We start from the raw sequence: 20,961 nt of genomic DNA, 5'->3' as shown, positions 1-20,961 counted from the left end.
AAACCGATACGCTCATCTTCAATGCAACTAGCGTACCACAAAACGACTCTGTCCGACCATACTTTACCTGTTAGGCATATGCTACGTCTTCTTCGAGTGTCCGCAAGTACTGCTGTAAGAGTTCAACGAGTCCCGCGTGCGTATCGATATTAAACAACGCATTGCGAACGCGACCGTTCCCCTTCATTCCTTTCAAGTACCAAGCGACGTGTGTCCGCATTTCGCGTACGGCGAGTTCTTCTCCCTTTAGCGCGACCAGTCGCGTTGCGTGCAAAAGACAAATATCAATCTTCTCGCGCGCTGTCGGTTCTGCCGGAAGCGTTCCTGATTCGAGATACTGGATCGTCTGATACAACATCCATGGGTTCCCGAGAGCTGCCCGTCCGATCATGACACCGTCGACGCCGATCTCGTCAATCATCCGTTTTGCATCTTGCGGAGTCTGAACATCTCCATTTCCGATGATTGGAATGTTGACCGCTTTTTTGGCTTCCCCAATGATGTTCCAGTCTGCGACACCTTCGTACTTTTGAGAACGTGTTCGCCCGTGGACGGCAACGGCTTTCGCACCACCCGCTTCTGCCGCTTTGACATTATCGACACAATAGATGTGATGACTGTCCCAGCCGGTCCGCATCTTGACCGTCACCGGTTTATCGATCGCTTGCGTTACCGCATGGACCATCTCATACACCTTATCGGGATCAAGCAACCATTTCGCTCCAGCATCACTTTTCGTGACTTTCGGAACCGGACAGCCCATATTGATATCAATGATGTCGGCATTCGTGTTCGCTTCGACATATCGTGCTGCTTGAACGAGCGTCTCTTTTGAACCACCATAGATTTGAAGACTCAGCGGTTTTTCCCGCTCATCCACATAGAGCATCTGTAGCGTCCGTTCGTTCTCATACAAGATGCCTTTATCGCTGACCATCTCCGCACAGACGAGTCCTGCACCGAATTCTTTTGCGATTAATCGAAACGCCGGATTACAGACGCCTGCCATCGGCGCCAAGATGACTTGATTCTTCAGTTTGACATCGCCAATGTTAAATTCCATTATTGTTCCTCCGCTTCTAAAAGACCACCTAAGCGTCGCACACCGTTTCGTTCTGTCTCCGGTAACTGCTGATACAACCGCTCGACACTTTGCCCAAGACCAGGTACGACGAATGTTGCTGCGAGCTCACGTAATGGTGCGAGAACGAATGCCCGCTCTTGCATCCGCGGATGCGGAACGGTTAATCCTTCGAGGTCAATGCGTTCTTCCTCATACAGCAAAATATCTAAGTCAAGCGTCCGTGGTCCATTTTTGAACAGACGCTCGCGTCCTTCTAGCTGTTCAATTTCCTGCAGTCGTCCAAGTAAGACATCTGCCTCATCCGTCGTTCGAACTGCGACGACCATATTATAGAATAAATCCTGATCTAGATACCCGACAGGTACAGTCTCATAAATGGAAGAGGTCTTTACGTCATGAACGGACGGTAACGCTCTTAGGCGAGCAATCGCTGCTCTTAAGTGAGCCGCTTTATCACCGATGTTCGAACCGAGTGCAATATAAGCTTCCTTCATGCATAGTCCTCCCGAAGGCGATTGATCTCGACCGCCACATGTTCATAATGACCGGCAATCGGCGGATCCGGTTTGATGACCTTGATCGACGCTTCTTGAATTCGCTCATCTAACGCAAAGACTTCTTTTGCGATACGATCCGCCAAGGCTTCGACGAGTTGGAGCGGTTCTCCTTCGACGACACGTTTCGTCGCTTCATACAATTCGGCGTAATTGACACTTTTCGTCAAATCATCCGTCCGACCGGCTTCTGCCAATGCAAGTCCGATCGATAAGTCGACATTAAAGCGTTGACCGAGTTTCGTCTCTTCTGCGAATACACCGTGATACCCATAAAAACGCATTCCTGTTACGTGAATTCGATCCACCGTTATTCCCCCTTCGTCGCAGCCAACATGATGTCCATCATCCGCGCTGCCCGTTTGACTTCTTTGACATCATGCACACGCATCCAGTCGCATCCTTGTTGAATCCCGTAGCAAACCGTCGCAATCGTTCCTTCGATTCGTTCTTCCGTCGGTAATCCAAGCGCGAGACCGATCATCGATTTACGAGACGTTCCGAGTAAAACTGGATATCCGAAGTCCGTTACGATCGATAGATGACGCATTAGGTACAAGTTCTCTTCATGCGTCTTCATGAACCCAATCCCCGGGTCGAGCCAAATGTGCTCTTCCGCTACACCTGCCTGTTTCGCTAATCGGATTGATTCCTCAAGGTCAGCCCGAACTTCTGCAAGCATATCTTCCCCATGCGCCGTCTCCCGGTTATGCATCAAAATGATGGGGACACTGTATCGTGCTGCGACGTTGACCATCGAACGATCGCCCCACTTCGAGCCCCAAACATCGTTGATGATGTCCGCTCCTGCTTGAATAGCAGCTTCTGCGACGACCGGTTTGTACGTATCGATCGACACGAGGACGTTCAGTTCTCGTTTGATGCGCTTGATGATCGGTAAAACACGAGCGAGTTCTTCTTCGACTGATACGAACGCTGCACCCGGTCGTGTCGACTCTCCACCGACATCGATCGCATCCGCTCCGTCCGCGATGAGCTGACGCGCTTGCCGCATCGCTTGTTCGACATCGACATATTGTCCACCGTCCGAAAAGGAGTCCGGTGTCACATTCAAGATACCCATGATGTAGGTCATCGTTGTTCCCTCCTTGTCGTCACATGTTCGACGGATTGATCGAACAGCGTCATGATTTGTGCATATCCTGATCCGTTGATTCCGGGGAAAGGACGTCCGTCAAGTGACGAAATCGCGACCGCTTCCTGAACGGAATTCGTATAGATGATCTCGTCTGCTTCTTCGAGCTGTGGTAAATACGCCAGGCGTTCTTCGACCGGTACATGTTGCATGAGGAACTGACGAGTAATTCCGTTCAGTGCACCGGTCTCAAGCGGTGACGTATACCATGTACTTCCGTAACGCCAAAAAATATTTGACGTAATCCCTTCACAGACATGACCTTCCTTCGTCAAAAACAGCCCTTCTGCTTCCGGATTGAACAATTGGCGTTTCGCCACTAGATTGTTTATGTAATGATGCGACTTCAAGCGGTATGTCGTCTCCGGTGTACTACGCGGTAAACGAATCGTCTCGAGTGCCCGTTCCGCTCGTTTTCGCGGAGCGATCGGTTTCGCATAGATCAACACGGTCGGCGTATCGTAAGGATCGATCGATAACCCGATCTCGCGTGGACCGGCCGAGACATTCAACCGAATGTATAAATCGTTCGCCTCATATGCGTCATATAAATCTTGGATCGCTTGCCGTAAGGCTTCCCGGTCATATCCTAGCTGGATCCCGAGTGCGACACAACTCATCCGCAAGCGTTCGATATGATCATCGAACAAAAACGGATGTCCGTTATAGGTCCGAAACGTCTCGAATACTCCCATCCCGTAGACGAATCCGTGATCGAGTGGGGAAATTCTTATCTCTTCTTCTCGTTTAATGGTTCCGTCATGCCAGAGATACATAATGCGTCAACTCCAAGAAATTTTTTAACATCTGTTTCCCGTCTCGTGTCAAAATCGCTTCCGGATGGAACTGGACACCGAGAATCGGCAACGTCCGGTGACGGAGTGCCATGATTTCTCCGCCAGCTTCCGCTGTTACTTCAAGTACTTCCGGGAATGTCTCGCGTTCAACGACGAGCGAGTGGTAACGTGTCACCGGCGTCGCTTGTGGGATCCGTTCAAAGATGCCTTGTCCGTCATGCGTCAGTGGCGAGACTTTTCCGTGCATCAATTCCTTCGCGCGGACGACTTTACCCCCGAATACTTGACCGATCGCTTGATGACCCAAACAGACACCTAAAATCGGTACCTTTCCAGCAAAATAAGCAATCGCTTCTAGACTGATTCCCGCTTCATTCGGCGTACAGGGACCCGGTGAGATGACAAGATGATCCGGTTGCAACGCTTCGATTTCCGCAAGCGTGATCGCGTCGTTGCGAAATACCCGGATGTCTTGCCCAAGTTCGCCGAAATACTGGACTAAGTTGTACGTAAAGGAATCATAGTTATCAATCAATACAATCATTGCGTTCCCTCCGCTGTTTCTTTTGTCACCCATAACGCTTTGGCTTTACTAAGTGACTCTTCGTATTCACGTGCTGCGTCCGAATCTGTGACGACTCCAGCACCTGCTTGAACATATGCCATCCCGTCTTTTGCGACGAGTGTCCGGATCAAGATATTGAAAATGACATCATCCGCCCAACTGATGAAGCCAAGTGATCCGGTATAGATACCACGCCGGACCGGTTCCAGTTCTTCAATGATTTCCATCGTCCGAATTTTTGGTGCGCCAGTGATCGTACCACCTGGGAACATCGCAGCAAGCACCTGACTCCCCGAGTGTTCCGGAGCTACTTCCCCTCTGACGTTTGAGACGATGTGCTGCACGTGCGAGTATTTCTCAATCACCATCAACTCATCGACATGAACCGTACCATAACGACTGACGCGTCCTAAATCATTCCGCTCTAAATCAACAAGCATCACATGTTCTGCCCGTTCTTTTTCGTTATCGAGTAAGGTTTTCGCAAGTCGTAAATCCTCTGCTTCATCCTTCCCGCGTGGCCGTGTTCCCGCAATCGGGCGTGTCGCTAACGCATCACCGATTTTTTCAACGAGCAACTCGGGTGAGGCGGACACGAGTGTTAAATCTTCATCCGCAAAGTAGCCCATGTACGGAGAAGGATTGACTTGTCGTAATACATCATACAAATGTTCCGCTGTCGTCCCAAGCGGTTCTTGTTGGCGGACGGACAAATTGACTTGAAAGACGTCACCGTCCCCAATATACGATTTAATCCGGTGCGCCGCTGTCATGAAGGCTTCCTGCCCAAAAGCCCGTTCCCGCTCACCGGACGAACCGGTCGCTGAAAATTGAGGTGCTTCCGTCTCGATACACCAACGCGCGACTTCTGTTTCAAGAACTCGCTCTGCTTCTTCTACTGTGTCTCGCGTTACGGCAATGAACAATTGCTTCGTTTCCTCATCAAACACGGCGACTTCATCGTACCAGTAAAATGACAGATCGGGTGTTTGCAAATCATCCATCGCTCGCTCCGGTAGCTTTTCTAAATAACGGACGGCATCATAACTGACGTAACCGGCAAATCCACCAAAGAAAGGTGGCATTCCATCCGGTCGGATCGATTCACGTTCGACGCGGAGCTGTTCGAGTACATCAAACGGATTCGCCGTCGACGTCTCGACTTTTCCATCTGTCTCAATCGTCGTCATCCCGTCCTTCGTTCGGACGTATCCGACAGGACGAGTCGCCGCCATCGTATACCGTCCGATTCGGCCGCTTTCGAGCCAGACGTGTCCCGCTGTTCCATTCGTCTGTTCAACATATCGATTGTAGAATTGTTCTTTCGTCCATGGTACTGCTTTGTATTTCGTCTGTCGCATACGCGTCCCCCACTTCACACTATTCTGCTCTCATTATACGCAAAAAAGTACACGGAAGCCGAATGACTTCCGTGTACGTCCAGTTGATTACTTCGATTGGTCTGCTTCTTCCTCGATTTGATACAGCGGTGTACTTAAGTACCGCTCCCCATTCGAAGGAATGATCGCGAGAACGTTTTTCCCTTTCCCGAGACGTTTCGCCGTCTTGAGCGCTGCTGCAATCGCAGCACCTGACGAGATACCGCCTAAGACACCGTTCGTCTTCGCTGCTCGCCGTGCGTGATCAAATGCTTCTTCCGTCGTGATCTGCTCAACACCATCATAAATCTCAGTATCAAGAATCGACGGCACGAATCCAGCACCGATTCCTTGCAGTTTGTGCGGTCCCGGTTTACCACCCGATAAGACAGGTGAATCCGTTGGTTCAACAGCAATGATTTCAATCCCTTGGAAGGCATCGCGTAACACTTTACCAGCACCGGTGATCGTTCCACCCGTTCCAATTCCCGCGATGAATGCATCGAGTTGCATGCCTTCGAACGCTTCGACGATTTCAGGACCTGTCGTTTTTTCATGGACGACTGGATTGGCGCCGTTATTGAATTGTTGTGGCATGAAGTAACCATGTTCTTCTGCTTCCGCTGTCGCGCGAGCGATCGCACCCTTCATTCCTTCAGGACCCGGTGTCAAAATCAATTCCGCACCATAGGCGCGAAGCAACGTCCGGCGCTCCATGCTCATCGTTTCCGGCATGACGAGAATGGCGCGGTATCCTTTCGCCGAAGCGACCATCGCTAGTCCGATTCCTGTGTTCCCACTCGTCGGCTCGATGATCGTGTCTCCTTCTTTGAGTTGACCCGCTTCTTCTGCCGCCTCGATCATCGCCAACGCAATCCGGTCTTTTACGCTTGATCCAGGGTTCATGTACTCCAATTTCAGATACACATCTGCATCCTCAGGACCCGTTAGATGATGTAACTTGACGATCGGGGTCCGACCGACTAAATCTAATACTGAATTCGCAATACGCATGACCATTCCTCCTCATTAGTGAACCGCTTGAATTCCAAGTAATCCGATAGACTAATTATCAGCGGACTGGATGAAATCTGTCAATCAAAGCGTTTGACTTCCGGCTTTTTTCCATCCTTCGTCTGGCGTTCGACCGCTTCTTGAATCAAACGATCAATCGTCTGTTTTTCCTGTTCCGTTCGCATCGTCTGATAGACCATCGCGCGCGTGATTTTCTCATCACCGACTTCGGCGACGACATCCTCGAGCGGACCACCGATGCTGTCTTGAACGATTTTAGGAGAATCGACCTTTGGGAGCTCACCCATGAAGGCGTAAGCACCGGTCATGAAATTCGTCAACATTAAGATGAAGATCAACATCCACAAGTACTTAGGTTGTACATTCCCCATATTAGATCCCTCTTATGCTCTTTCGAGTGATTTTTCACGAAGTTCCTCTAACTCTGGAACATCATAGTGATAATGCTCTGAACAGAAGTGACAAACCGCTTCCGCACCACCATCTTCATCAATCATCGCTTGGATCTCATCTGGTCCAAGAGCGATGATCGCTGTCGCTAATTTTTCACGGTCACACGTACATTCGAATGATACCGGGATCGTGTCGAGATGCTCATAGTCACCGAGAACGAGTTCTAACATTTCTTCTGGTGTTTTTTCCTCACCGACAAGAATCGAGATCGGTTTAAGGGCTCCAACACGTTTTTCAAGTGCTGAGATCGTCTCTTCCGACGCACCTGGCATCAATTGAACGATCAAACCACCTGCTGCAATGACTGATTCGTCTTCCGGATAGACGAGAACGCCAGCTCCAACGACCGATGGGCTTTGTTCCGATACAGCGAAGTAATACGTGAAGTCTTCGCTAATCTCACCTGTTTGAATCGGCGATTGACCACCGACGAAGTCACGCAACCCGAGGTCTTTGATGACAGAGATGTTTCCGCGACCGACTGCTTCACCCACTTTTAGTTTCGTCAGACCGTCTGCATTGACGTACGTATCCATTTCGACGCGGGGACGACTGACATATCCACGAACGACACCTTTTGCGTCGGCATCGACGATGATTTTCCCAATCGGTCCATCGCCTTCGACTTTTAATGTGACACGTGTATCGCCTTTTTGCATCGTACCCATCATTGCGCCGATCGTCAGTGTCCGACCGAGTGCTGCTGTAACGACCGGTGTTGTCTGATGGCGCAGTTGTGCTTCATAGACCGTTTTCGTCGAACGGATCGCAAACGCACGGACTTCTCCATTGAAGCCTAACGCCCGTACTAAATAGTCATCTTTTAATTGTGCTAATAATTCTTCACGTTTCATCTTGATTCCCTCACTTATTTCGTTCGTAGATAATCCGTAATCCATCTAACGTCAAGAATGGATCGACGACCTCAATCATCGTGGATTCCTCGCTGATTAATCGGGCTAAGCCACCGGTCGCAATGACCTTCGCTTCTCCCATTTCCTCTTTCATCCGGTGAACGAGTCCGTCCACCTGTGCCACATATCCGAAATAGGTCCCCGACTGCATCGCATGGATCGTATTTCGTCCAATCGCTGACTGCGGTTTCGCGATTTCGATTCGTGGCAATTTTGCTGCCTTATTATAGAGTGCCTCGGTTGCAACCATCACACCGGGTGAGATGATGCCACCGTAATACCGTTTTTGTGCATCGATGTAACAATACGTCGTCGCTGTTCCGAAATCGACGATGATCATCGGCCCCTCGTATTTCGCCGTCGCCGCTACTGCATTGACGATTCGATCGGCTCCCACTTCCCGTGGATTATCGACTTTTAAATCGAGTCCTGTCTTGATTCCTGGTCCAATCAAGAACGGACGACGTTTAAAGTAACGCACACACATATTTTCTAGTGGAAACACGACGGGGGGTACGACAGATGATAACACGATTCCCTCGATTTCTTCCACGTTTAGCTCTGCGTCACGGAACAACGCTTTGACGAGCATACCGTATTCGTCCGTCGTCCGTGTCCGGTCTGTCGCAATCCGCCAATGCTCAATCAACTCTTGTCCTTGATAGACACCTAAGACGATATTCGTATTTCCGACATCGATGACTAAAATCATTTGCTTATTTCCCCGCTTCTTCTCAATTTTCATGCTTCTATTGTATTCCGTTGTTTCACGATCGGAACTATATATGTTGTGATTATACCATGCTCGTATGGTCACACCTACCGATGTGTATTCGCTCGGTCTGCCACAAAAAAGAACGGATTCGATATCAATCGAATCCGTTCCATCCGTTTACACTTGATCGTCGCGACGCGGCGTATCTGGTGTATCCATATCTACATTTTTCCCTTCGTCAACGACTGAACCCATTTGCGTTGGAGACTCTGTCGGTTGATCAACAGTTGCATCTGTCGATTCCGGTGCTTTCTCTTCTGCTTTTGGAGTCGTTGCTTCTGGTTCATGTTTTTTGTATTCGCCCGTCTCTAGGAGATGGTGAATTTGTTTTTGATCGAGTGTTTCAACTTCAAGCAACGTTGTTGCAATCAAGTCGAGCTGATCGCGTTTCTCAGTCAGGATATCTTTCGCTTTTTGGTAACAGCGGTTGATGATCGCTTGGATTTCCGTATCGATCTCGTGTGCAATTGCATCCGAGTAATTCTGTTCGTTTTGGAAATCACGACCGAGGAAGACGTTACCGCTTTGACCTGATCCGAATTGAAGCGGTCCGAGTTTTTCACTCATCCCGAACTCCATGACCATTTTCCGTGCAAGACCTGTCGCACGTTGGAAGTCATTGCTTGCTCCAGTCGAGACTTCTCCGAAGACGATGTCCTCTGCGACGCGACCACCGAGCAATCCAGTAATCTTATCTTCGAGTTCCGGCTTCGTCATGAAGTAACGATCTTCTTTTGGCAACATGACGACATATCCGCCCGCGTTTCCGCGAGGAACGATCGTTACCTTGTGTACTTCATCCGCATCGTCGAGCGTGACACCAATGATCGTATGTCCTGCTTCGTGCCATGCGACAATCTTTTTCTCTTTCGGCGAGATGATCCGGCTCTTCTTCGCTGGTCCCGCGATGACACGGTCAATCGCTTCTTCGAGATCAACGATCGACACTTTATCACGGTCTGAACGTGCTGCAACAAGTGCTGCTTCATTCAGAAGGTTCTCAAGATCCGCACCTGAGAATCCAGGTGTCCGCTGTGCGATAGCTTTCAAATCAACCGTTGAATCGAGCGGTTTATTCCGTGCGTGAACTTTCAAGACTGCTTCACGACCGACGACATCTGGACGGTCAACCGTGATTTGACGGTCAAAACGACCTGGACGGAGTAATGCTGGGTCAAGAATATCAGCACGGTTCGTTGCTGCGATCATGATGATGCCTTCGTTTTCACTGAATCCATCCATCTCAACGAGAAGTTGGTTCAATGTCTGCTCACGCTCATCGTGTCCACCACCGAGACCTGCGCCCCGTTGACGACCGACAGCATCGATTTCATCGATGAAGATGATACATGGTGCATTTTTCTTCGCGTTTTCGAACAAGTCACGGACACGTGATGCCCCGACACCAACGAACATCTCAACGAAGTCAGAACCTGAAATCGAGAAGAATGGTACGCCGGCTTCACCAGCTGCGGCACGCGCAAGCAACGTCTTACCTGTACCTGGAGGACCTACGAGTAGGACCCCTTTCGGAATACGGGCACCGAGTTTCGCAAATTTACGCGGATCTTTCAAGAATTCGACGACTTCGACAAGTTCTTGTTTCTCTTCGTCTGCGCCGGCTACATCATCAAACGTGATCTTTTTCTTCTCTGTATCATAGAGGCGTGCCTTCGATTTCCCGAAGTTCATGACGCGACCGCCACCACCGCCACCTTGCGCTTGATTAATCAAGAAGAAGAAGAGGATGAAGATGATGATGAATGGAACAATTGTCGTTAGTAACGCGATCCAACCACCATTCGTTTCTGCTGCCTTGAAGTCCAATTTGACTCCTTGGCTTCTGAGTTGCGTGTAGAGATCCGTTAGTTCCGTATCCACAGCCGGTACGACCGTTTCATACGTTGAATCTTTTTCACGCAAATCTCCTGTCACATTATACGTCTGCCCTTCATATTGGAAGGTAGCCGTCTTGATTTCACCTTTTTCAACAGACTCGACAAACTGTGTGTAATTGATTTCTTTGCTTTTGTTCACTGGACTCTGCAAGTATTGCAGAAACAAGATCAAAGCTAGAAAAATGACCCCAAACACGAGGGTATTCTTCACTGCTCGGTTCATCTTATGCCTCCTCTCCGCATCCATCTCGTTTTTCTAGTGGATGAATACGAATCCTGGCGCGACAGGGCGCGCTTTGTAATTGGTTTCATCTTATCATGGGACAGACGAGATTAAAAATAATTAGCCGCCGTAGACTGCAGGTTTCAAGACACCTACATACGGAAGGTTACGGTATTTCTCTTCGTAATCCAGACCATAACCGACGACGAATTCGTGTGGAATGACGAAGCCGCTGTAATCTGCGTGCAAGTCATTCTTCCGTCCTGTTGGTTTGTCGAGCAACGTCACGATTTTAACGGACTTCGCTTTCCGGTACTTGAAGAGGTCAACGAGGTAACCAAGCGTCAATCCGCTGTCGATGATATCTTCGACAATCAAGATGTCGCGTCCTTCTACCGATGTGTTCAAATCTTTTTCAATCTTGACTTCACCTGTTGATGTTGTCCCACCGTGATATGTTGAAACGTCCATGAAGTCCATTTCAAGGTGCATATCCATCTTTTTGACAAGATCAGACATGAACGGCATTGCGCCTTTTAAGACACACACAAGCAACGGAAAACGATCGTGATAATCCGCTGTCAATTCGCCGGCGAGTTCGCCCACTTTATTTTGGATCTCTTCTTCTGAAATCAGTACTTTTTCCATATCGTTCATCAAGGTCATGCTAGGTATTCCTCCTCCATAATAAACACTACATTACCATTCTATCATTAAATAAGATTTTGCGAGGAGTTCAAATGACCCGAATATTGCAATTCGATGTCCAATGACGGCTAAAATCACTCCATTTGCATCGACGACGACCGGAACCTGTTCCCGGAGATAACGCGGAACCTTAGCATCAATCAGAATTCGACTGACTTTTTTCGAACCCACAGCAAGCTGGATTCGATCTCCCGGACATGGCGGGCGCACCGTCAACGGGAACGCAATCGCGTCCAGCGGGATACCTTGGTTTCCGATTGAGAAGCGAACCATTTGTTCACCATAATGATACGTTCCCAAATTCTCCCCTACTTGAAACGGTAAATCGTCATTCATTGACCGTATCACACGATCCTGCATCAAAAAGCCATATGCACGTCGCATCCTCCAGTTTCCATAATACACTTCGTCCGAGCCCTTATCCACCCGAAGCCACGTGATGAAGTGACGAATCGTTTCTGAAGAAAACGTTTCTCCCGTTAGCGTCGGCAAGACAAGCCGCTGTAAATCCGTCGGTAATTCTAAAATACGTGCTACCGGAATTCCATTCGCTTCCTTACATCGGTCGAGATACGTCGCGACGAATGTCACCTGCTCACGCATGATTTGCTGTCGCGCATGTGCTGCAGCTGCTGTTGCTTGTTCAAACTCCGGACGAATTTCTCGGAGTGGCGGAACAATCATATGTCGGATTTGATTGCGCAAATAAGTAGTTTCTGCATTTGACGCATCTTCTCGCCACGGAACTTCATGTTGCAACGCATACTCGAGCAAAGCCTGCTTCGATTCATGTAGTAACGGGCGATGCAGCCAACCGTTACCAAACGGACGAACGACGGGAATACCATCAACTTGCGCTTCCCCACGAATGAGCTGAATGAGTAGCGTCTCGATTTGATCGTCTTGATGATGAGCGAGAATCAGACGTGAGCGTCCGGTCTCTTCCATGATTCGTTCAAAAAACGCATATCTCTCTTCACGACAAGCTGCTTGAGAGCTCGTACGTCGTGTCCATTCTAAACGCGTCATGAAAAAGGTTATCTTTCGGGACGTTGCCCATTCCTTAATAAAGCGCGCTTCTTCGTCGGATGCCTCTCGTAATCCATGATGCACATGTGCAATTGCAATGTCATAACCTTCTCGATACAACCGATCGACGAGTACCATCGAGTCACACCCTCCCGACACTCCGACTAGGAGCGGTTCGAACGGCACACCTTCCATGACGACTTCACCCCTTTCCGTTAAAACCTAAAAAAAGCTATCTCTATATAATAGAGATAGCTTTTGAGAATGACCCGTACGGGATTCGAACCCGTGTTACCGCCGTGAAAGGGCGGTGTCTTAACCGCTTGACCAACGGGCCAAAAAAATATGGTAGCGGCGGAGGGAGTCGAACCCACGACCTCACGGGTATGAACCGTACGCTCTAGCCAGCTGAGCTACACCGCCATATTTTTAACTCGTGCGTCTTAAGCACATTTTCTATAATACGGGCAGGTCAAATGAAAGTCAACGCTTTTTCTAAAAATAATTTCAAAAAAATAAAAGATGGAATGAACGGCGTCATTCCATCTCTATTCTTATAAAGAACAGGTCAGCAAGTTATTGACGTTTTGCGCCGCGTCCGCCACGTTTTGAATCCGTTTGACGTTTCAATGTAGCAAGACGATCTTCACTATCTTTCAGGAAACTAGACATCAGCGTATCGAACGATTGTTCTTTGCGCGGTGGTGGTGTACCACGGCCGCCTTTGTTGAAGCCTCCACGGTTACCGCCTCCACGTGGTCCTTTGTTATCGAACGAACGTGGTCCACGATCTTGTCCTGCTGGACGTGGTCCACGGTCGAACTGACGTGCAGGACGAGGACGTTCGCCTTCTGGACGATCGACGGCTTTTTTGATGGAAAGACCGATCTTACCATCGTTTTCAACACTTAAGACTTTGACGGTGATTTCTTGACCAACCGTCAACACATCATTGATGTCTTTAACGTAAGAATCTGCCACTTCACTGATGTGAACAAGACCAGTTTTCCCTGTTGGTAACTCAACGAACGCTCCGAAATTCGTGATGCCTGTTACTTTCCCTTGCACTTTGCTGCCTACTTCAATCGACATAAATTGTATTGCTCCTTTTTAGTTGATTCGTTTCTTATTATACGAGTGATTCATTCTTTTTTCAATCAATCGGCAACCTTCAATTAGTCTTCAGGTGAAAAGTAGAAGATCGTTTCCCCTTTTTTCGAATAGAGCAACTCGCTCCGAGCTAAGTTCGCTACATACTCTTTATCATTGAGGCGATTGATTTCTTCCTTCAGACGGGCGGTCTCTTTTTTCGCTTTCGTCTGCTCTTGTTCAGCCACTTGAAACGACTGCTTTTGTTCAGCGATCAATTGCCGTTTTTCCATGTATGACCACCCCATGAGGGAAAAGATGAGCAAAAAGACGGTCAGACACAAGAAAAAGCGATTTTTGAGGCGTCTACGGTTTTCGATGGCATTCTGACTCAATTGCTTCTTACGGTCATTGAGCGGCTTGATCTTTGGCGCTGGACGCCCTGATTCGAGCGGTGTTGGCATATCATCCCTCCTCTTTCTGAGTGGTCATCCCTGACACTCTTTAGTATACTTCCTTTTTCCGGTAAATTACATCGATTCTTCGGAATTCACCTTTTCTTCACGGATGATCTCATACATATCAGATGCTTCTTCTTTTTTCGCATGTTCTTTAATGCTCGAAATCGCAACCGTGACAATCTTGTTTCCGAACCGGATCGTCATCTCATCACCTGCTGCTACCGTGCTACTTGCTTTCGCCACATTACCATTAATCGTGATCCGACCTTGATCGGCGACTTCTTTGGCAAGCGTCCGTCGTTTGATCAGACGCGATACTTTTAAAAATTTATCAAGTCTCATGACTGTTCCTCCTGCTTCGCTTGATGCCAGAGTGAATCTTGCTCTTCAAGCGTCATCTCAACGAGCGGTCGGTCCGCTAGTTGTTCCATTCGCGTAAAGCGACGGATGAATTTATCATTCGTCTGTTGTAGCCCCTCTTCTGCCGAGAGACCGAGGTATTTCCCGACGAGTGTTATCGAAAACAGAACATCTCCGAATTCACCTAATCGTTCTTCTGGTGCGGCTTCCTTCAATTCACGTAACTCTTCGATTACTTTTTCAAGTGCACCCTCGACGTTACTCCATTCAAAACCGACTTTCGCCACTTTCTTTTGAATGTCTTCTGCGCGCATCAAAGCAGGTGCTCCTTTTGTCACACCATCGAGCAAGGAAGTCCGCTCCGGCTTTTCTTGTACTTTGATGTCTTGCCAGTTCGAAACGACGTCTGCTGAAGAATCGACTGTTGTTTCCCCAAAGACATGCGGATGGCGACGAATCATCTTATCACTGACGCTTCCGATGACGTCTCGAATATCAAAATACCCTTCATCTAGACCAATTTGTGCGTGGAGCATGACCTGTAAAAGGACGTCTCCTAGCTCTTCTATCATTAAGTTATCGTCTTGAAGGTCGATTGCTTCCAGTAATTCGTAAGATTCTTCGATTAAATGACGTTTTAAGGACTCATGCGTCTGCTCTTGATCCCATGGACAACCGCCTTCACCGCGTAATCGCGCGATGATCTCTTTTAGTGTCGCGAAGTCACGGTTCAACGTCTGCTCATCCGTGACAGGTGGCACGTAGACTGTCGTCAAGTTACTGAGCGTCGTCACATGATCGAGTTCATATAACGGTACGCTTTGGACGGACTGTTTGCTTGTACCCGCTGCCGTGACCAAAGTGACTAGATGTTCGTCCGGATAACGTTCCATCAACTGGACCTTTAAGTCGCCCGCGACGAGCGCATCATAAACTTGTCCAATCAGTAGATGCTGACGGATCTGTGCTTCATCGACGGCAAACGCTGTTGCATCAAGCAACTGGAATCCTTCAATTGGATCCACACCAAGCGCTGCGAACATCGGATCAAGAAAACTTTGTCCGCCTATGACGTCGACCGCGTCCGTCCGCTCTAATAACTGCTGGACGGTACTCTCAGCGACCAGTGGATGACCTGGGACGGCATAAATGATGTCCGTCGTCTTTGAGAGACGAAGCAATTCCTCAACGATTTCTGTGTATACGTCTTCAAACCGACTATGTCGTTCATAAACCGAGTCAAATGATGTAAAGTTCATTCCCTCTGCTGCGAGTTCTGAAACGACTGGATGATCCATTGTCCGTAAATAGACAGGCTGTGTCGTGTTTTTTAATAATCGATAGATGCCAAACGGCAATTGTTCGAGTTCGCCGACGCCAAGGCCGACGATCGTAATTCGGTGTGTCATATACTCCTCCTACGTTGGTACATCTGATATAACTTATCTCCTAAAGGCAATAGTGCCCACTCTTGTTCTGTTAATGCACGGACGCGTAATGCCATACTGCCATAAATGATGGCACCACCGACGACAAGGACACCGACTTCGAGTGCCGCACCGATTCGTGTCTCAAGCTCAAACAGCTGGAAGAACGTTTCGATCAGATACAGAAACACACCCATGGCGAGCACAGGTAAGACCAGTCGTCGGTAGAACGTGTTTCCTGCCGATACGCGACCGAACTTCCGGTTCAATAAAATCCATTGTGCTGCTGCCATGACGGCAAAACCGCCAAATGTCGCCATACCCGCCCCGATCATACCATATCGGGGAATGAAATAGAGATTCAGAGCGAGCTTCGCCCCTAATCCGACAAGAACACCAACGAGCGCATACTTTTCAGCATCGACCGACTGGAGACAAGAGACGATCATCATCGCAATCGAAGCAGCAAATGCCGTCGCCGCGAGCCAAATCAGTCCTGCTGTTCCTTGGTCATCTTGATATAACGCAATATTGAGCGGACGCATCACACCCATTAGTCCGATCGTCGCTGCAGCGGCAATCAATAGACCGGAACGAAGTAATGTCTCCAGTTGTTGACGCATCATCTGCGGATCATGCTTTCGATATGCGGTTGATAGTGACGGAACACTCGCAAGACTCATCGATGTTGCAAAGAGAATCGCAAATTGGAGTAACGGATACCCACGGTCGAGCACCCCTTTTTCAATTTTCGTCTCCGTCGTATTGCCAAGTAGATTGACGAACGTCAATCCATCGATCAATTGCATCAGCAATAAAGCAAGTGAGGCGATACTGACCGCCACCCCGCTTGTCACGAGCACCTTTCCGACCCGCCGTACGTGAATACTTGAAAATACAGGGCGACCGATTTTTCCTTTCGCAAAACGTAACAGGACGAATAACGAAACGATGCTACCGCCGATCGCTGTCAGATGGGCACTGGCACCAATCCAGTAAGGGTCCGCCTGCATCGAGACACCGATATAGGTCACGAGCAACAATAGTCCGACGCGGACGGCATTTTCAGAGACTTGGGATACAGCCGTCGGTCGCATCTCGAGATCTGCTTGAAACATACCTCTAAGAACGGCAATCACGGGTAGTAAATAAAACGTACATGTCACCGCACGCAAGGGAACGATCAGTTTCTCATCCCCGAACCACCCTGCGAGCGTTGGGGCGATCCACCAACCAAGTAATCCGAAGAAGACTGTCATCGCAAGCAAGACATAGAAAATCGACCACAAGACTTCTCGTTTCTCGTCTGGATGATGGAGCGTCAACTTCGCCACGATGACGGGCAGCGCATAAATGCCAAGCGCTGCCGCTATCGCGAATAAGGGATAGACCGTCTGATAGACGTACAATCCGAAATCGCCGGCGAGATTCTGATATGGAATCCGGTAAAAGAAGCTGAGCAATTTCGAGATATAGCTAGAGATCGCAAGTAGTGCTGCGCCTTGCGCAATCGTTCGTCTATTCATCGCGCGACGAGCCGACGATCAAGCTCTGCTAGCAACTGTTCTGCCTGCATCGTCATCTGTTGCGTCGACTGTTTATTCCGGTTCAGGGTCAAGACGAGTTTCTGTTCTTGTTGTCCCATGCCTAGACCACGTCCTAGCGGAACAGTCCATTTAACGAAGTCCGCCACGTCAAGCTGCTGTGTGGATTCGAGCGACAAAACGATTTCGATTTTCGGATCGGTTTGTTTGACACGCTCGACACGCGCCCGTTCGGCAAAAATCCTCATCCGTGTCAATTGGATTAAACGAGCAACCTCATCTGGGAACTCACCGAATCGTTCGAGTATCTCTGTTTCGAGCTGTTCGAGACTATCGACGGTATCGACATATTTCAAGCGTTTGTAAAACTCGATTTTCAGCTCGGAGTCCGTCATGTAGTGTGATGGAATATACGCATCAAGACTGAACGTGAACTCCGGCACGAATTTCTGGACGCGTTTTTTACCTTTCATTCGTTCTTTGCGTTCTTCAACTGCTTCTGCCAGCATCTGCGAATAAAGATCGAAACCGACCGAATCAATGAAGCCCGATTGTTGGGAACCAAGTAAGTTCCCGGCACCGCGAATCGATAAGTCGCGCATCGCGATCTTAAAGCCGCTACCGAGCTCTGTGAATTCCTTGATCGCCTGTAGACGACTTTCCGCGACTTCCGTCAATCGTTTTTGCGGACGGTACGTAAAGTACGAATAGGCGACGCGGCTTGACCGACCGACACGACCGCGTAATTGATACAGTTGGGATAGTCCCATTTGATCCGCGTCATGAACAATCAACGTATTGACGTTCGGAATGTCGATTCCTGTCTCGATGATCGTCGTACTGACAAGAACATCCGCGTCTCCTTCGAAGAACGCGATCAACTGACTCTCGAGTTCGGTTTCCGTCATCCGACCGTGCGCCGTGACAATCCGCGCTTCTGGTACGAGCGCGCGAATCTCTTCTGCCTTTCGCTCGATGCCTTCGACCCGGTTATAGAGGAAGAACGCTTGTCCCCCCCGACCGAGTTCCCGCTCGAGTGCTTCCCGCATGACGATTCCGTCGTATTCCATGACATACGTCTGGACCGGGTAACGGTTTTCCGGCGGTGTCTCAAGGACCGAGAGATCACGGATTCCGATCATCGACATGTGAAGCGTTCGCGGAATCGGTGTCGCCGTCAACGTCAAGACGTCGACGTTCGTCTTCAACTGTTTCAGACGTTCTTTATGTTTAACGCCGAAACGTTGCTCTTCATCAATGATCAACAATCCGATATCAGCGAACTGGACGTCTTTCGACAGCACACGGTGTGTTCCGACAACGACATCGATCGTCCCCTCTTTTAATCCTTGTTTCGTCGCCTTTAATTCTGCTGGCGAACGGAACCGGCTCATGACCGACACACGAATCGGCCATTCACTGAATCGCTCAAGCATCGTTTCGTAGTGTTGTTGTGCAAGGACGGTCGTCGGTACGAGCAACGCAACTTGTTTTCCAGACATGACCGCTTTGAACGCTGCCCGAATCGCCACTTCTGTTTTTCCGTATCCAACGTCGCCACATAATAGACGATCCATCGGACGCGGACGTTCCATATCTTTCTTGATCTCGGCAATCGATCGCAATTGATCGACCGTTTCCTCATACGGGAAGGAAGCCTCGAATGCTTGCATGTTATCGTCGTCCTCCGGGAACGCAAAACCGACCGCAGCTTCACGAGCCGCATAGAGCTTGATCAACTCATCAGCGATATCCTCGACCGATTTCTGGACCTTCGCTTTAACCTTTTTCCATTCCGTTCCACCGAGTTTATAGATCTTCGGCTCTTTTCCTTCAGCCCCGACATACTTTTGAATCAAGTCAATCTGATCGACAGGAACATACAACGAGTCCTCTCCCGCGTAAACGAGATGGAGATAGTCCTGATGGTTACCGGCTACATCAATCGTCTTGATGCCATGATACCGCCCAATCCCGTGATGAATATGGACGACGTAATCACCTGTCTTCAATTCTTGATAACTCTTGATTCGTTCAGCGTTCGTCAGCTTCGTCGTCTGCTTCCGGCGACGCGCCGGTTGCTTAAAGACTTCTTCTTCTGTGATGACGACGAGGCGCGCATTCGTCATCTCGAATCCACCATGAATTCCACCGATCAGAATCGCTGGTTGACCCCGAGTGATGCCTTCTTTTGTGACGATCGACGCTTCCACCCCATAATCGGATAACGTCTGACGCATTCGCTCGGCACGTTCTCGGTTACTCGCTAAGAAGACCATCCACATGTCAGCACGACGATATCGCTCGACTTCTTGCTTCAAGCGTTCCATCTGACCATGGAACGGCGCAATCGGTTTGATGCTGAAATGGATGGCCGCACTTTCCGGTACACCACTCCGACGTGTCGGAAGGAGCGAGAGGTACAACAAGGGTTGTCCTTCAAAGACATGTGCCATCGGAACAGATAGGACGTAATCACTGACGCTTTGTCCGCGTTCAATGAGCGACGCCATCCATTCTGCTTCCTCTGCATCCTGAACTTCTGCCGCTTCTTCAACCCGTGCGACTTCATCAACGATCAAGACACTTCCCGTCACGTCTTGACGTAGCGTCGACGTGTAGAGAATCGGTGCATACTTCGCGAACTGTTTCGGTTGATCGCCGTTTTCTAGCAACTCGACGTCATAAGCAATTCCCTCTTCAAGTGCCGCGAGGACTTCCGTACTTTGGACGCGCTCTTTCGTCGCCTCATAAAGACGACGGACTTTTTCACCCGCGTCCTTTAACTGATCCTTCGTCGCGAAGTGTTCCGCTGCTGGCATCAAACATGCTTCTGCGACGACACCGAGCGAACGTTGGGTCTCCGCATCAAATGTATAGATCGAGTCGACTTCCTCGTCGAATAGATCGAGCCGGTACGGGCGTTCGACCGTGAGTGGATAAATATCGATAATACTTCCGCGAACAGCAAACTCACCAGGCGTCGTCACGGTCGCTGTCCGTTCGTACCCCGCATCGACTAAATCCTGGACGAAGTCCGGAATCGATAAGATGTCGCCCGGTTTGACTTGTTTGACATGCGACAAAAACGTCTGTGCATCCGGAACATATCGACGTAAACCGACGAGCGGAATGATTAGGATTCCGTCGTCCGTCGTCAGTAAACGATGACGGGTCTCGATCCGTGTTGCCCGCAATTCCGGACTTGCCCCGTAGGAGAGTTCCGCGGCTAACGTCTCATCGACCGGATAGAGCATGACGTCTTCTTCCGGTACGAGTTCAATCAAATCATCATATAGTTTTTGCGCTTGGAACATATTATGCGTCACAAGCACGAATCGACGTTTCGTCTCCTGATAAATCCCGGCGACGAACAGTGCCTTTCCGCTATTCATCAGACCGGTGATCAACTGCGCGTTGACACCATCCCGGAAGCGTTCCCGAACCGTCTTGATTTCAGGAATCGCTAGTAACAGTTCTTGTAATTGTTTCATCTTCTTCCTCCTAAAA

The 20,961-nt window shown here is 49.2% G+C and carries 20 protein-coding genes and 2 tRNA genes; all 22 read right to left on the bottom strand.

What is annotated here, in order from left to right; translation table 11 throughout:
• Window positions 1–70: 70 nt before the first annotated feature.
• Window positions 71–1,063, bottom strand: a complete 993-nt coding sequence (gene dusB / locus L985_RS00450) for a tRNA dihydrouridine synthase DusB (RefSeq protein WP_029343070.1) — start codon at window positions 1,061–1,063, stop codon at window positions 71–73.
• A complete protein-coding gene (folK, locus tag L985_RS00445; RefSeq protein ID WP_047392671.1) occupies window positions 1,063–1,578 on the bottom strand; it encodes a 2-amino-4-hydroxy-6-hydroxymethyldihydropteridine diphosphokinase in 516 nt (171 codons plus the stop codon). The genes dusB and folK overlap by 1 nt, the downstream gene beginning before the upstream one ends.
• A complete protein-coding gene (gene folB / locus L985_RS00440; RefSeq protein WP_029343068.1) occupies window positions 1,575–1,946 on the bottom strand; it encodes a dihydroneopterin aldolase in 372 nt (123 codons plus the stop codon). The genes folK and folB overlap by 4 nt, the downstream gene beginning before the upstream one ends.
• Window positions 1,947–1,948: 2 nt before the next feature.
• The gene (folP, locus tag L985_RS00435; protein ID WP_029343067.1) at window positions 1,949–2,734 is read right to left on the bottom strand and encodes a dihydropteroate synthase; all 786 of its coding nucleotides are present in this window, start codon (window positions 2,732–2,734) and stop codon (window positions 1,949–1,951) included.
• The gene (locus tag L985_RS00430; RefSeq protein WP_047392673.1) at window positions 2,731–3,570 is read right to left on the bottom strand and encodes an aminotransferase class IV; all 840 of its coding nucleotides are present in this window, start codon (window positions 3,568–3,570) and stop codon (window positions 2,731–2,733) included. Before L985_RS00430 ends, folP begins: the two co-directional genes overlap by 4 nt.
• Window positions 3,554–4,135, bottom strand: a complete 582-nt coding sequence (locus L985_RS00425) for an anthranilate synthase component II (protein WP_029343065.1) — start codon at window positions 4,133–4,135, stop codon at window positions 3,554–3,556. The genes L985_RS00430 and L985_RS00425 overlap by 17 nt, the downstream gene beginning before the upstream one ends.
• Window positions 4,132–5,517 (bottom strand): anthranilate synthase component I family protein, encoded by a 1,386-nt coding sequence (locus L985_RS00420; RefSeq protein WP_029343064.1) that lies wholly within the window; start codon window positions 5,515–5,517, stop codon window positions 4,132–4,134. The genes L985_RS00425 and L985_RS00420 overlap by 4 nt, the downstream gene beginning before the upstream one ends.
• Window positions 5,518–5,604: 87 nt before the next feature.
• On the bottom strand, window positions 5,605–6,549 hold the full coding sequence (gene cysK, locus L985_RS00415) for a cysteine synthase A (RefSeq protein ID WP_029343063.1): 945 nt from the start codon (window positions 6,547–6,549) through the stop codon (window positions 5,605–5,607).
• Between the two features lie 80 nt (window positions 6,550–6,629).
• Window positions 6,630–6,941, bottom strand: a complete 312-nt coding sequence (locus tag L985_RS00410) for a SurA N-terminal domain-containing protein (RefSeq protein WP_023466564.1) — start codon at window positions 6,939–6,941, stop codon at window positions 6,630–6,632.
• 12 nt (window positions 6,942–6,953) lie between these two features.
• Window positions 6,954–7,877, bottom strand: coding sequence for an Hsp33 family molecular chaperone HslO (gene hslO / locus L985_RS00405; protein WP_029343062.1), 924 nt, complete (start codon window positions 7,875–7,877; stop codon window positions 6,954–6,956).
• Window positions 7,878–7,887: 10 nt separating this feature from the next.
• Window positions 7,888–8,649, bottom strand: a complete 762-nt coding sequence (locus L985_RS00400) for a type III pantothenate kinase (protein WP_029343061.1) — start codon at window positions 8,647–8,649, stop codon at window positions 7,888–7,890.
• 180 nt (window positions 8,650–8,829) lie between these two features.
• Window positions 8,830–10,833, bottom strand: coding sequence for an ATP-dependent zinc metalloprotease FtsH (ftsH, locus tag L985_RS00395; RefSeq protein ID WP_047392677.1), 2,004 nt, complete (start codon window positions 10,831–10,833; stop codon window positions 8,830–8,832).
• Between the two features lie 120 nt (window positions 10,834–10,953).
• Window positions 10,954–11,499 carry a hypoxanthine phosphoribosyltransferase gene (gene hpt / locus L985_RS00390; protein ID WP_023466560.1) on the bottom strand — a complete coding sequence of 182 codons (546 nt, stop codon included), beginning with the start codon at window positions 11,497–11,499 and terminating at the stop codon, window positions 10,954–10,956.
• A gap of 33 nt (window positions 11,500–11,532) precedes the next feature.
• A complete protein-coding gene (tilS, locus tag L985_RS00385) occupies window positions 11,533–12,765 on the bottom strand; it encodes a tRNA lysidine(34) synthetase TilS (protein ID WP_047392680.1) in 1,233 nt (410 codons plus the stop codon).
• Between the two features lie 70 nt (window positions 12,766–12,835).
• Window positions 12,836–12,907, bottom strand: a tRNA-Glu gene (locus tag L985_RS00380).
• 9 nt (window positions 12,908–12,916) lie between these two features.
• Window positions 12,917–12,993: transfer RNA gene (locus tag L985_RS00375), tRNA-Met, on the bottom strand.
• 153 nt (window positions 12,994–13,146) lie between these two features.
• The gene (locus L985_RS00370) at window positions 13,147–13,662 is read right to left on the bottom strand and encodes a S1 domain-containing RNA-binding protein (protein WP_023466558.1); all 516 of its coding nucleotides are present in this window, start codon (window positions 13,660–13,662) and stop codon (window positions 13,147–13,149) included.
• Window positions 13,663–13,745: 83 nt separating this feature from the next.
• Entirely contained in the window at window positions 13,746–14,123 is a 378-nt protein-coding gene (locus tag L985_RS00365) for an FtsB family cell division protein (protein ID WP_023466557.1), read from the bottom strand.
• A 66-nt stretch (window positions 14,124–14,189) separates the two neighbouring features.
• Window positions 14,190–14,462 carry an RNA-binding S4 domain-containing protein gene (locus L985_RS00360; protein ID WP_023466556.1) on the bottom strand — a complete coding sequence of 91 codons (273 nt, stop codon included), beginning with the start codon at window positions 14,460–14,462 and terminating at the stop codon, window positions 14,190–14,192.
• Window positions 14,459–15,889, bottom strand: coding sequence for a bifunctional methyltransferase/pyrophosphohydrolase YabN (mazG, locus tag L985_RS00355; protein ID WP_047392683.1), 1,431 nt, complete (start codon window positions 15,887–15,889; stop codon window positions 14,459–14,461). Before mazG ends, L985_RS00360 begins: the two co-directional genes overlap by 4 nt.
• Window positions 15,886–17,433, bottom strand: coding sequence for a putative polysaccharide biosynthesis protein (locus tag L985_RS00350; RefSeq protein WP_047392684.1), 1,548 nt, complete (start codon window positions 17,431–17,433; stop codon window positions 15,886–15,888). Before L985_RS00350 ends, mazG begins: the two co-directional genes overlap by 4 nt.
• Window positions 17,430–20,945, bottom strand: coding sequence for a transcription-repair coupling factor (gene mfd, locus L985_RS00345; RefSeq protein ID WP_047392685.1), 3,516 nt, complete (start codon window positions 20,943–20,945; stop codon window positions 17,430–17,432). The genes L985_RS00350 and mfd overlap by 4 nt, the downstream gene beginning before the upstream one ends.
• Window positions 20,946–20,961: the final 16 nt, after the last annotated feature.

The sequence above is a fragment of the Exiguobacterium sp. ZWU0009 genome (genome assembly GCF_000798935.2).
Lineage (GTDB): Bacteria > Bacillota > Bacilli > Exiguobacteriales > Exiguobacteriaceae > Exiguobacterium_A > Exiguobacterium_A acetylicum.
This window is presented reverse-complemented; position numbering and strand designations above follow the sequence as displayed.

Bases quoted from the DNA above. Each gene is read 5' to 3' on its own strand.
- dusB (WP_029343070.1), bottom strand. From the start codon at position 1,063: ATGGAATTTAACATTGGCGATGTCAAACTGAAGAATCAAGTCATCTTG.
- folK (WP_047392671.1), bottom strand. From the start codon at position 1,578: ATGAAGGAAGCTTATATTGCACTCGGTTCGAACATCGGTGATAAAGCG.
- folP (WP_029343067.1), bottom strand. From the start codon at position 2,734: ATGACCTACATCATGGGTATCTTGAATGTGACACCGGACTCCTTTTCG.
- L985_RS00430 (WP_047392673.1), bottom strand. From the start codon at position 3,570: ATGTATCTCTGGCATGACGGAACCATTAAACGAGAAGAAGAGATAAGA.
- L985_RS00425 (WP_029343065.1), bottom strand. From the start codon at position 4,135: ATGATTGTATTGATTGATAACTATGATTCCTTTACGTACAACTTAGTC.
- L985_RS00420 (WP_029343064.1), bottom strand. From the start codon at position 5,517: ATGCGACAGACGAAATACAAAGCAGTACCATGGACGAAAGAACAATTC.
- cysK (WP_029343063.1), bottom strand. From the start codon at position 6,549: ATGCGTATTGCGAATTCAGTATTAGATTTAGTCGGTCGGACCCCGATC.
- L985_RS00410 (WP_023466564.1), bottom strand. From the start codon at position 6,941: ATGGGGAATGTACAACCTAAGTACTTGTGGATGTTGATCTTCATCTTA.
- hslO (WP_029343062.1), bottom strand. From the start codon at position 7,877: ATGAAACGTGAAGAATTATTAGCACAATTAAAAGATGACTATTTAGTA.
- L985_RS00400 (WP_029343061.1), bottom strand. From the start codon at position 8,649: ATGATTTTAGTCATCGATGTCGGAAATACGAATATCGTCTTAGGTGTC.
- ftsH (WP_047392677.1), bottom strand. From the start codon at position 10,833: ATGAACCGAGCAGTGAAGAATACCCTCGTGTTTGGGGTCATTTTTCTA.
- hpt (WP_023466560.1), bottom strand. From the start codon at position 11,499: ATGACCTTGATGAACGATATGGAAAAAGTACTGATTTCAGAAGAAGAG.
- tilS (WP_047392680.1), bottom strand. From the start codon at position 12,765: ATGGAAGGTGTGCCGTTCGAACCGCTCCTAGTCGGAGTGTCGGGAGGG.
- L985_RS00370 (WP_023466558.1), bottom strand. From the start codon at position 13,662: ATGTCGATTGAAGTAGGCAGCAAAGTGCAAGGGAAAGTAACAGGCATC.
- L985_RS00365 (WP_023466557.1), bottom strand. From the start codon at position 14,123: ATGCCAACACCGCTCGAATCAGGGCGTCCAGCGCCAAAGATCAAGCCG.
- L985_RS00360 (WP_023466556.1), bottom strand. From the start codon at position 14,462: ATGAGACTTGATAAATTTTTAAAAGTATCGCGTCTGATCAAACGACGG.
- mazG (WP_047392683.1), bottom strand. From the start codon at position 15,889: ATGACACACCGAATTACGATCGTCGGCCTTGGCGTCGGCGAACTCGAA.
- L985_RS00350 (WP_047392684.1), bottom strand. From the start codon at position 17,433: ATGAATAGACGAACGATTGCGCAAGGCGCAGCACTACTTGCGATCTCT.
- mfd (WP_047392685.1), bottom strand. From the start codon at position 20,945: ATGAAACAATTACAAGAACTGTTACTAGCGATTCCTGAAATCAAGACG.